Source organism: Frankia gtarii (assembly GCF_025403375.1).
Lineage (GTDB): Bacteria > Actinomycetota > Actinomycetes > Frankiales > Frankiaceae > Frankia > Frankia gtarii.
This window is the reverse complement of the sequence record NZ_JAMPTM010000230.1, coordinates 1-10,445: the sequence shown is the minus strand read 5'-3', so window position 1 is coordinate 10,445 and position 10,445 is coordinate 1. Positions and strand designations below refer to the sequence as shown.

The 10,445-nt window shown below is 74.4% G+C and carries 11 protein-coding genes and 1 pseudogene; 9 read left to right on the top strand and 3 right to left on the bottom strand.

Features of this window, described 5'->3' with window-relative positions; genetic code table 11:
- Together NBZ83_RS24930 and NBZ83_RS24925 are read left to right on the top strand one after the other, a co-directional pair.
- Positions 1–504 (top strand): cupredoxin domain-containing protein (locus tag NBZ83_RS24930; RefSeq protein ID WP_308203827.1); only part of this gene is annotated, 504 nt, incomplete at its 5' end.
- A gap of 18 nt (positions 505–522) precedes the next feature.
- Positions 523–1,707: a MarP family serine protease gene (locus NBZ83_RS24925; protein WP_261566904.1), complete on the top strand. Its 1,185-nt coding sequence runs from the start codon at positions 523–525 to the stop codon at positions 1,705–1,707.
- Between the two features lie 75 nt (positions 1,708–1,782).
- Here NBZ83_RS24925 and NBZ83_RS24920 read toward each other — a convergent pair whose 3' ends face one another.
- Both NBZ83_RS24920 and NBZ83_RS24915 read right to left on the bottom strand, forming a co-directional pair.
- Complete coding sequence (locus NBZ83_RS24920) at positions 1,783–2,697, bottom strand: alpha/beta fold hydrolase (protein ID WP_261566903.1); 915 nt, start codon at positions 2,695–2,697, stop codon at positions 1,783–1,785.
- A 57-nt stretch (positions 2,698–2,754) separates the two neighbouring features.
- A complete protein-coding gene (locus NBZ83_RS24915; RefSeq protein WP_261566902.1) occupies positions 2,755–3,330 on the bottom strand; it encodes a phage holin family protein in 576 nt (191 codons plus the stop codon).
- Positions 3,331–3,614: 284 nt separating this feature from the next.
- Between NBZ83_RS24915 and NBZ83_RS24910 the strand changes: the two genes are divergently transcribed.
- The 7 genes from NBZ83_RS24910 to NBZ83_RS24880 all read left to right on the top strand — a co-directional run bounded on the left by NBZ83_RS24910 (position 3,615) and on the right by NBZ83_RS24880 (position 10,118).
- The gene (locus NBZ83_RS24910; protein WP_261566901.1) at positions 3,615–4,652 is read left to right on the top strand and encodes a hypothetical protein; all 1,038 of its coding nucleotides are present in this window, start codon (positions 3,615–3,617) and stop codon (positions 4,650–4,652) included.
- A gap of 428 nt (positions 4,653–5,080) precedes the next feature.
- Positions 5,081–6,268, top strand: coding sequence for a septum site-determining protein Ssd (gene ssd, locus NBZ83_RS24905; RefSeq protein WP_261566900.1), 1,188 nt, complete (start codon positions 5,081–5,083; stop codon positions 6,266–6,268).
- A complete protein-coding gene (locus tag NBZ83_RS24900) occupies positions 6,259–7,443 on the top strand; it encodes a TadA family conjugal transfer-associated ATPase (RefSeq protein WP_261566899.1) in 1,185 nt (394 codons plus the stop codon). The genes ssd and NBZ83_RS24900 overlap by 10 nt, the downstream gene beginning before the upstream one ends.
- A complete protein-coding gene (locus NBZ83_RS24895) occupies positions 7,440–8,834 on the top strand; it encodes a type II secretion system F family protein (RefSeq protein ID WP_261566898.1) in 1,395 nt (464 codons plus the stop codon). Before NBZ83_RS24900 ends, NBZ83_RS24895 begins: the two co-directional genes overlap by 4 nt.
- 103 nt (positions 8,835–8,937) lie before the next feature.
- Positions 8,938–9,177 (top strand): DUF4244 domain-containing protein, encoded by a 240-nt coding sequence (locus NBZ83_RS24890; protein WP_261566897.1) that lies wholly within the window; start codon positions 8,938–8,940, stop codon positions 9,175–9,177.
- A 9-nt stretch (positions 9,178–9,186) separates the two neighbouring features.
- On the top strand, positions 9,187–9,651 hold the full coding sequence (locus NBZ83_RS24885) for a TadE family type IV pilus minor pilin (RefSeq protein ID WP_261566896.1): 465 nt from the start codon (positions 9,187–9,189) through the stop codon (positions 9,649–9,651).
- Complete coding sequence (locus tag NBZ83_RS24880; protein ID WP_261566895.1) at positions 9,648–10,118, top strand: Rv3654c family TadE-like protein; 471 nt, start codon at positions 9,648–9,650, stop codon at positions 10,116–10,118. The genes NBZ83_RS24885 and NBZ83_RS24880 overlap by 4 nt, the downstream gene beginning before the upstream one ends.
- Here NBZ83_RS24880 and NBZ83_RS24875 read toward each other — a convergent pair.
- Positions 10,091–10,445, bottom strand: a pseudogene (locus NBZ83_RS24875) (hypothetical protein); the annotation flags it as partial. The gene NBZ83_RS24880 and the pseudogene NBZ83_RS24875 overlap by 28 nt on opposite strands.

Sequence of the window (10,445 nt, the reverse complement as noted above, 5' to 3'; positions counted from 1 at the left end):
ACGCTCGCCGAGCACGCCCTGACACCGAGAGGTACCGCCATGACCTGCACCGCGGACCGCGACCAGGCGGCCCGCCCGGCGGAGAAGAACTCGCCCCACCGGCGAGCGTCCCGCGCGGCCGCGCTGCTCGGACTCGTCCTCGCCGTACTGCTGAACGTGGCGGGCTGCGGCGGCGACGGCGGCGACAGTCCGTCGGCCGGCCCCACGCTGAGCGCCACCCGGGGCGCGGACGGCGTCCAGGTGTTCGCCGTCACCGGCCTGCCGAGCATGAAGTTCTCCGCCACGCAGCTGGTGGCGAAGGCCGGGAAGATTCGCGTCGACTTCTCCGTCGCGCAGGGCTCGCCGCCGCACAACTTCGTCGTCCCGCGTATCCCGGCCGCCCACACCAGCATCGTCTCCGCCGGCGAGTCGCAGAGCGTCACTTTCACGGTGACACAGCCGGGGGACTATCCGGTGGTCTGTACCCTGCATCCCAACATGACGGCCACGCTGAAGATCACCTGAGTCCGAGCAGACTCCGCCGTGCCCAACGTGCTCGACGTCATCCTGCTGCTGCTCGTCGTCCTGTTCGCGGTCTCCGGCTACCGGCAGGGTTTTCTGGTGGGCGCCCTGTCGTTCATCGGTTTCCTGGGCGGCGGCGTGCTCGGCGCAAAGATCGCGAAACCGTTCACCGGGCTGATCGGTCAGGAAGGTCACGGCGCGCTGATCGGCCTGCTCGTCGTACTCGGGCTCGCCCTGGCCGGCCAGGTCGCCGGCACGGCGGTCGGTGTCGCGCTGCGTGACCGGATGACCTGGCGGTCGGGGCGGGCCGTCGACGCCGCCGCCGGGGCGGTGCTCTCCGGGGTGTCGGTGCTGCTCATCGCCTGGCTGCTCGCGAACGTCGCCGACCGCTCCCCCTTCGAGTCACTCGCCCGATCGGTCCACGACTCCCGCGTGCTCGCGACGGTGGACGCCGGCATGCCGGACGACGTCCGCGAGACCTTCGCCGACCTGCGCCAGCTCGCCGACGACAAGGCCTTCCCCGAGGTCTTCGCCCGCCTTGGAGGCGAGCGGATCATCGCGGCCGGGCCGCCGGACCCGGCCACCGCCCAGACCTCCGGGGTGCAGGCCGCGGCGGCGAGCATCGTGAAGATCCGCGGCGTCGCTCAGTCCTGCAACCAGCGGGTCGAGGGATCCGGCTTCGTCATCGCCCCCCAGCGGGTCATGACCAACGCGCACGTCGTCGCCGGGGTCCGCCATCCCACGGTCGTACTGTCCACCGGCACCGTGGCCGCCGAGGTCGTGGTGTTCGACCCGGACAAGGACGTCGCCGTGCTGCGGGTGCCGGACCTGCAGCGCCCGCCGCTGCGGATACGGGCCAGCCCGCCGGCCGCCGCCGAGGAGCCGGCGGTCATCGCCGGCTATCCCCAGGACGGGCCCTACACCACCGTGGCCGCCCGCGTCCGCAACCATCAGCGGGCCCGCGCGGCGAACATCTACGAGCACGGCACCGTGGTGCGCGACATCTACGCGGTTCGCGGCCAGGTACTGCCCGGGAACTCGGGCGGCCCGCTGCTCGCCCCGGACGGGACCGTGCTCGGCGTGGTGTTCGCCGCGGCCATCGGCGACGACGACACCGGGTACGTGCTCAGCGCCGCCGAGGTCGCGCAGCCCGCCGCGGTCGGCAGCATCGCCGTGACACCGGTCAGCACGCAGGGATGCGACTGACGGCCGTCCCCAGTGGCCGCCGACCGGCGGGAGAGAGGGAAGGTCCGGCCCCGCGCGCGGGGGCCGCGCCGGCGGTCAGGAGCGGAGCCAGGCGAGCAGCTCGGCGTTGACGAGGTCAGGAGCCTCCTCGTGCGGAAAGTGCCCGACCTCGCCGAGCAGCTTCCACGTATAGGGACCGCTGACGTAGCGACCGGACCCCTGGGCGGTGGACGGCAGGAAGCAGCGATCGGCCGCGCCGTGGATCTGCAGCGTGTCAACGTGCAGCAACCGCCGCAGCTCGCCGGCGAACCGCGCCCCGTCCGGCCGGAACATCGACCGGAACATCCACCGGTGGTATTCCAGGGAGCTATGCGCCACGCCGGGGATGCGCATCGCCGAGCGGTAACGCCGCTCCGCCTCGACGTCGGGATACCCGGGGCCTCCCCACCCGTGTAGGAGGGCAGCGACCCGACCTGCGTCCCTGGCGACCAGAGTCCGTTCAGGCCGCCAGGGCAGCTGGAAGGCCGCCATGTAACGGCTCGCGGCGCCCTGGCCCCGTGGGTCCGTCACGATCTGGTGCCGCAGCCGCAGCGGGTGTGGCATCGCCAGGACCGCGAGGCGACGGATGACCAGCGGATGGCGGGTCGCCGTCGTCCAGCCGAGCAGCCCGCCCCAGTCGTGGCCGACGATGACCGCATCCTGCTCGCCGAGCGCCCGGATGAGGCCGGCGATGTCGTCGGACAGGGTGAACGCGTCATAACCTCGCGGCGGCTTGTCGCTTGCCCCGTATCCGCGCAGATCAGCGGCGACGGCGCGGTAGCCCGCGGCGGACAGCGCGATGAGCTGGTGACGCCAGGCCCACCAGAACTGCGGGAAGCCGTGCAACAGCAGGACCAGCGGGCCGCGGCCGAGCTCCGCGATGTGCAGCCGGGTGCCGTTGGCGGACACGTCCCGATGCCGCCACGGCCCGTCAATCAGGACGCTGGCGGGCTCGGGAACGGTGTCCTCCATCGCCTGCCAGAATGGCAGACCGCAACCCGCCGCGGACCGGCGGTCAAGGCTGGGTGGTCAGGGCTGGGCGTGCTGCGAGGTCAGCACCGCTGCACCAGGCCCCGACGGGGCGGTACCTCCCACGCCGGCCGGCACGGCCGATCCTGCCGTGTTCGCCCCGGATGCCGTGCCCGCCGGCGATGCGGTGCCCACCGGGGACGCCGGTACCGCCGAGGACGCCGGTGCCGCAGTGGGATTGCGCAGCCAGGAGATGTCGTCCCGGACGGTCTGGATGGTCCGTTCAGGCGGGGAAAGCCGACGGAACCTGCGGATCGCGAACAACGCCAGCAGACCTGCGACCACCAGGTATGCCGCCGCGGTGAGCAGGTACGACCAGAATCGTTCGACGCCGGCCCAGGTGATCAGCTCGCCGAGGAAGATCGTGACGGCGATCAGGGCGCAGAGCCCAAGCCCGGCCGCCACTGCGAGGCAGGCCACCCCGAGCGCGGCCGAGACGGCCTGCCGGGTCAGCTCTGCCTTGGCGAGGTTGATCTCTTGACGGACGAGCAGCGAGACATCGCGGGTGGCCAGCGCCACCAGCTCGCCCAGCGAGGGCTCCCGGCCGTTGCGAGCCTTTCCGGCAGTAGTCGACACTTTCGTCCTCCTCTGGCTCGTGACCTGACCGATGTGGTCGGGACGCGAGACCCATCGCCCCGCCCAGGTGATCCGCGCCGACGGCGGGCCAGGAGACCCGACCGGAGACACCCGGCACGGACCCCTCGCCCGTCACACTGCCGGCGCACCTCCCGGCGGCCCCTGCGCGGCCCGCCGCTCCCTGTCCTGATGCGCAGTCTCCCCCGGACGGACGTCTCCGGGGAGCGAACGACGCGGCTGCGCCCGTGTGACTCCTTCGGCGGCCGGCTTCGTAGCGACTTCGGATGGCGCGGACCGGTACCCTGCCAACCGTGAATCCCCGCCCGTCCGGATCAGTCCTCGCCGCCGACCCGCTCGCCCGAGTCGCTGCCCTGCCCGGGGTCCGCGAGGCCGCGGACAGGGCCCGCGCGGCCGTCGACACGCTGCTTCGGCACCGCGTCCTGCGCCGGCAGAGCGCCGAGGTGACCGCGGAGGCATCCCTTCGGGTGGCTCGCGCCTCGGCCGCTTTGGAGGGGCACGAGATCAGCCTGGACGGGCTACGCGGCTACCTCTCGGGCGCTGGCACTGACGCGCCGCTCATCCTGGCGGGCGAGAACCCGGCGACACCGAACCCGGCCGCGCAGTCGGTCCCGCCGACCGGCGGCGAGGTTCCGGCCGGCCTGCTCCCTGCCAGCCTGCCCTCTCTCGACACGCCTGCCCTCGACCAGCCCTCCCCCGTCGTGCTGGGAACAGTCCGGCTCTGTGCCGAGCTCGGGATGCTCGCACCGGCCTGGGAGCGGGCGCCCCGCCAGGCCCTCGCGCGAATGCACGTCCTGTTGGGACGCGGATACCTGCCCGACGATGAGCTCGGCCGGCCGCGTGCCGACGCGGGCACCCGCGAGCTGCTCGACCCGCTGCGCCTCGGCCCGCCGCCTCACTCGGTCGAGACCTCGGTGCGGCTGGATGGCCTGACCGGGCTACTCGTCGCCCCGACCACGGCGCCGGCCGTCGTGGTAGCCGCAGTGGTACACGGGGAGCTGTTGGCCCTACGGCCCTTCGGCGCGCTGGACGGCATCATCGCCCGAGCCGCCGCCCGACTGGTCCTCATCAGCCGCGGTCTGGACCCCAAGGCGCTGACCGCCACAGATGTCGGACATCTGGAAGTCGGCCAGGTCGATGACTCCGGAACGCCGGTCCTCGGATACCGCGACGCCGCCGCGGCCTACGTGAACGGTGGGGCGCAGGGGGTCACGGCCTGGGTGCTGCACTGCGCGAGGGCCCTCGAACTGGCCGCCCGGGAGTCGCTGGCCGTCTGCGAGGCACTCGGCCGCGCCACCGCCTGATCAACCCCGCGGTCTCGCCGCACCCCGCGCAGGCGTTGCATCCCATGACGCGGAGGGCATGCCCAGAATCCGCGTGACGCGTGGTTCGAGGCCGCCCGCTCTCGGGGTAAGCCCTGACATGTCGGATCTGGTGGCCGCAGGACCATCCGACCCGATCCAAGACGGGCAACCCCCATGTGGGTCATGTCCCGAGGCGGCCCACGCACTCCCCCCTTGCGTAGGCCGCTTCCTCATTTCTGCCGTCGGCACTTCTGCCGTCAGCCCCGACCGACGCGGCCCCGGGCACCGCCCTCACGAGCTCCCCCGCCGCGGGTCAAAACCTCCATGACAACACGGCGAGGCCCTGTGGATGAGCGCTCATCCACAGGGCCCGCTTCGGCGCATGGTGGGCCACATCCTCCCCAGACCGACCGGGAATCGAGCCCACCATGCCTCCCGCCATGCCCCTGCTCACCCCCGCGGACGGCCGCGAAGCGCGGCCACTCCTCGTGACCAGCGCCCCGGACCTGCTCGACGATCTCCTGCGCCTGGCCGCAGCCGCCGACGTCACCACGACCGTCGCCACCGAACTGGGCGCGCTGCGTCGCGCCTGGGCGGTGGCGCCGCTGGTCGTCGTCGGCATGGACCGCGCCGAGGCGTGCATCGCCGCCGGCCTGCCGCTGCGCCCGCACGTGTTTCTGGTCGGCGGCCACGTGGAGGACGGCCGAGTGTGGTCCGCGGGCGCCCGCATTGGCGCCGATCATGTGATCTTCCTGCCGGAGGCGGAGCCCTGGCTGATCGACGTCTTCAGCGACCTCGACAGTCTCAGACGCGGATCGGTGACGATCGGGGTGGTCGCCGGCCGGCGCGGCAGCGGGGCGTCGACGCTGGCCGTCTCTCTGGCGCTGTCGGGCCTGCGCCACGGCCTGCGCACGATGCTGATCGACGCCGACCCACGGGGCAGCGGGGTGGCGCCCGGATTCGCGCGGCTCCTGCCGGCCGCGGGCGATCCTCCGCCGGGCGGTTTCGACCCGCAGCCGACGAAACCCTTCCCGCCGCCGGACGGAGCGCCCCCGGGCCAGCTGCGCGAGAACGTGTCCACCTTCCGGCCGGAGCCGCTGGCACGGGGCGGCGACCTGACGGTGGTGTCCTGGGATCTCGGCCTCGGGCCCGACGTCCCGGTTGGACCGATGGCCACGCTGCTCTCGACCGCCCGGTCCACGTCGGATCTGGTGGTCGTCGACCTGCCCTGGCAGCAGGACCCGGCCGCCGCCCTCGCACTCGACTCCTGCCGGACGGCGCTGGTGGTGCTGCGGGCAGATCTGGCGTCCGTGATGGCTGCCGAGCGTGTCTGCACGGTGGTCGGGCGACGCTGCCCGGACGTGCAAGCGGTCGTGCGGCGACGCCCGTCGGCCGGGATCGCCCCCGCGGCGGTCAGCGAGATGCTCGGAGTGCCGCTGGCCGGGGTCATCGCCGACACCCGCCAGCCGACGGCCACGGCCGGCACCGGCGCGCCGCGGGACGCCGCAGCAGGGCCGCTCGGCGACCGGCTGCTGGCCCGGCTGGGGCTCCTGCCGTGGCCGAAGAGCCAGGAGGCGCCGGACGACCCGAGCGCGGAGCCTCGGACATGGGCGTGAAGGGCCGGGAGGCGGCGGCCCTGCGCGGGTCGGCGTCGGCGACCACCGAGTCCCTCAGCACCGAGTCCCTCAGCACCGGGACGCCCAGCACCGGTCCCCTCGGGGCAGGACCGCTTGATCCCCTCCTCGCCGATCCGCACGTCACCGACGTGCTGGTGAACGCCCCCGACGAGGTCTGGGTGGAGCGGCAGGGCCGGTTGACGAGGACGGCGGTCACCTTCGCCGACGAGGATGCGGTGCGCCGCCTCGCCGTCCGACTCGCGGCAGCCGCCGGCCGGCGGCTGGACTCCGCCGTTCCCTTCGCCGACGTCCTGCTGGGCGACGGCACCCGGATGCACGCCGTCCTCGCGCCCACCGCCGTGCGCGGCACCTGCCTGTCCCTGCGGCGCCCCCGGCGCCGGCCGTTCACCTTCGACGAACTCGTGCTTGCCGGCACGCTGAGCCCCGCGGTGGCCGCGGTACTCCACGCGCTGCTGCACGCCCGGCTCGCGGTCGTCGTGACGGGTGGCACCGGCACGGGCAAAAGCACACTGCTCGCCGCCTTGCTGGGCGCGGTGCGTCCGGGCGAGCGAATCGTGCTCGTCGAGGACACCGCCGAACTCGCGGTGAGCCGACCCGGCCTGGTCCGGTTGGAGGCCCGGCCGCCCAACATCGAGGGCGCCGGTGAGGTGACCCAGCGCGAGCTGGTTCGACAGGCGATGCGGATGCGACCGGACCGCCTCGTCGTCGGCGAGGTCCGCGGGCCCGAGGTGCTCGATCTCCTCGTCGCCCTCAACACCGGACACGAGGGGGGTCTGAGCACCGTGCACGCGAATGACACGGGCGCCCTACCCACCCGGCTGGAGGCGTTGGCCGCCCTCGCTGGGCTGTCCCGGGCGGCGGTGCACAGTCACGTCGCCGCGGCCCTGCACGCGGCCGTCCACCTGCACCGGGATGCGGACGGGCAGCGCAGGGTCCGGGCGGTCGGCGTGTTCCGCCGGGCGCCCGACGGGCTGGTGCAGGTCGTCCCCGCGTTGATGGCGCCCCCGGCCGCCTTCCGGCGGGCAGACCCGCGGCGCGGCGACGGCCCCGTGGCCGCGGAGGGGCTGCCGCTGCTGCGAAGCCTGCTCGACGTCCGCGGGGTGCGCCTGCCGGCATTCGTCGGCGCTGCCGCGTCACCAGGACGGCGATCTTGATCGCCGCGATGGGCGCAGCGGGCTCGGCCACCCGCGCCCGCCGCCGTGGCCCGGACGGGACCGCGCGGCCTGGCCGGCCGGGCCGGGCCGCTGCGGTCGCGGTGGCGCCCACCGCCATGCTGGGAATTGCCGTGCTGGGCACTGCCGCAGTACTCACGGTGAGCGCCGGCCCCGTCCCCGCGGTGACTGTGAGCGTGGCACTCGGCTGCCTCGCACGCGCCGTTCGGCGGGAGCGGACGCGGCGGCGGCAGGCCATGGTGCGCGCGTACGCGGAGGACTTTCTCGCAGCCTTCGCCGCGGAACTCGACGCGGGGGGTCCCCACGGGCACGCCCTGCACGCCGCCGCAGGCGGCATCGACGAGCTCGGTACCGCCCCGGGCCGTGGCCCTGGCTGGATCCCGCTCGACCAGCTGGCGGCGACGCTCGCGGGAGCGGACGACCCCGGGGTCGCCCTGTGCCGAAACGAGGCCAACGCCGTACGCCAGCTCGGCATCGCCTACCAGGTCTGCACGATGGTCGGCGCCCGGCTCGCGCCCGTCGCCACGATGCTGGCCTCACTGGCCCGGGCCGACGCCGTGCGGGCCGGGGAACTGGCGGCGGCACTGGCTGGCCCTCGGTCCTCCGGCCGGCTGGTGGCCGCGCTCCCGCTGGCCGGGATCGCGCTGGGATCGCTGGCCGGCGGCCACCCGCTGCACACACTGCTTGCCACCCCCGCCGGCAACGCCTGCCTGGTGGTCGGGAGCGTGGCTGACCTAGTGGGACTGCGCTGGCTGCGGTCCTTCGCGGACCGGGTCGAGCGGCGAGCGGGTCCGGTGGCCATGGATGCCGCCCGGACCGGTGGACCGGCCGGCACCGGCACCGGGCGCGAGCGCCTGCTCGCCGATCTACCGCTGGCCCTCGACCTGATCGCGGCTTGCCTGCGTGGCGGCGGGACGGTCGTCGCCGCCCTGGTGGCCGTCGGCGACGCCAACGGCGGCGTGCTGGGCAGGGAGCTGCACCGGGCCGCCGACGCGATGGCGACGGGGGCCGACGCCTACACCGCCTGCCACCGGCTGGTCGCTGTCACCGTCACGCGCAGCCGCGCTGCGTGGCTGGCGCGGCTGCTGCGCGGCAATCCGCGCGCGTCGCCGGGATCGCGCTGGACCGCGATGATGCGGGCGGCTGTCTCAGCCTTCGACCGGGCTCAGACATCCGGTGCGAAACCGGCCGCCGCCCTCGTCCGGCTCGCCCAGCGGGCCCGCGACGAGGCCCACGCGGAAAGCATTGCTGCGGCCCGCCGAGCCGGCGTGCTGGCCGTCGCTCCGCTCGGCCTCTGCTTCCTGCCTGCCTTCCTGCTGATCGGCGTCGTCCCGGTCGTACTCGGGTCCCTACCGAATCTGCTGCCGGCATAGCCATCCGCTGCCGGCGTGGCCCGCACACACCACCCGATCCAGCTCTGCCCCGCTCCCGGAGGTGTTCCTGATGTTCCCGTTGAGGATGTTCCCGTCGTCTAGGATGGTCCCGTCGCCCAGCCGCCTGTCCCGCGGCCCGTTCATCTGGGCCGCCTTCCGCCGCGCCCTCGCCGGCCGCCGCGGCACGGGCGGCCGTGACCTGGGGATGTCCACCGCCGAATACGCAGTCGGCACGCTCGCCGCGGTCGCGTTCGCCGGTGTCCTCTACGCGGTCGTGTCGAGTTCCGCGACTCGCTCGCTGGTCTCGTCGGTCGTGCAGCGCGCGCTGACCGCCTCGTTCTGAGCGGCCGCGATGCGATGGTCCAGCACAGCGCCGCGGGGGCACGCTCACCCCACACCCCGCCCGCCGGCAGCCGCCCGGCCCCGGCGGGACCCAACCCGCGGGGCAGACGGCGGTCAGGCGACCGCGGAACTCGCGGCCGGCCTGCCCTCAGTGTTCGTCGTCTTCTTCCTTGCGGCCTGGATGCTCTCAGCGGTCGGCGCCCAGGCCCGGTGCGCCGACGCGGCGCGGATCGGCGCCCGGCTCGCGGCCAGGGGGGAGGCGCCGGCGACGGTCTCCGCCGCGGTGACCCGGGCGGCACCCCGCGGCGCGACCCTGCAGCTGCACCACCAAACGGGCCTGGTCGACGTCGAGGTTTCGGTGCCGGTGGGGGCCGCCGGCCTCGGCCGGATGGTGCCGACACTCGTCGTGACGGCGCACGCCATCACTCCCGTGGAGCCGGCCGCCTGCGCTGCAGCGGACTGCTCACCGCCGTGACCACCGGTGGCCACTACCCCCCAATCGCCTCGCCCCCCTGCACAGCGGCCGGGGAAGGGCGGGACGCCGGATCAGCGACGGTATGGCTGCTTGCCGTCCTGTTCGCGCTGCTGTCGCTGGCCGGACTCGCCTTCACCGTGACGGTGATCGGCGCGTCGCGGCAACAGGCCGCAGCGGCTGCCGATCTCGCGGCTCTCGCTGCCGCCGCCCTACCCCCGGTCGACGAGCAGTCCGTGTGTGCGCAAGCCGGGGAGATCAGTGCCGCCAACGGCGCCCGCCTGCTGGACTGCCGAGTCGTCGCCGATGCGGTGGAGATCGTCGTCAGCGTGCGCCTACCGGCGGTGGTCGGCGTGCTGGCCGACCTGACCGTTCACGCCCGGGCCGGCCCATGGGGCGGCGCGGCGGGCGCCTATCGGCCGGCGTCCCAGGAAGGGGGCGGTCAGGAGCGGGCCCCAGCCCCGTCCTGAGCGGCCTGGTCGGCCGAGTCGTGGTCGTGGGTCTCCCGTCGGCCCAGGTCCGCGACGCGGGCCACGATCCGGTCGCCGCGTCGCGGATGGGTGTTCGTCCGCAGCGGCGCGCTGGAACCGGCGGGCGACGGCTCGGTAGCCGGGTTGTCCGAGGCCGGCGGGGTGGGGACGCGCACGGCGGACCGCACCGGCGTGGCCTGCCGGCCCTCGCCGGGCAAGGTGGGCGAGGTGTCGCCACCATGGGGCGAGACGGCCTCGGCGGCCGGCCGGGTCTCGAAAACCGGGCGGGCCTCACGAGCCGGGCGGGCCTCACGAGCCGGGCGGGCC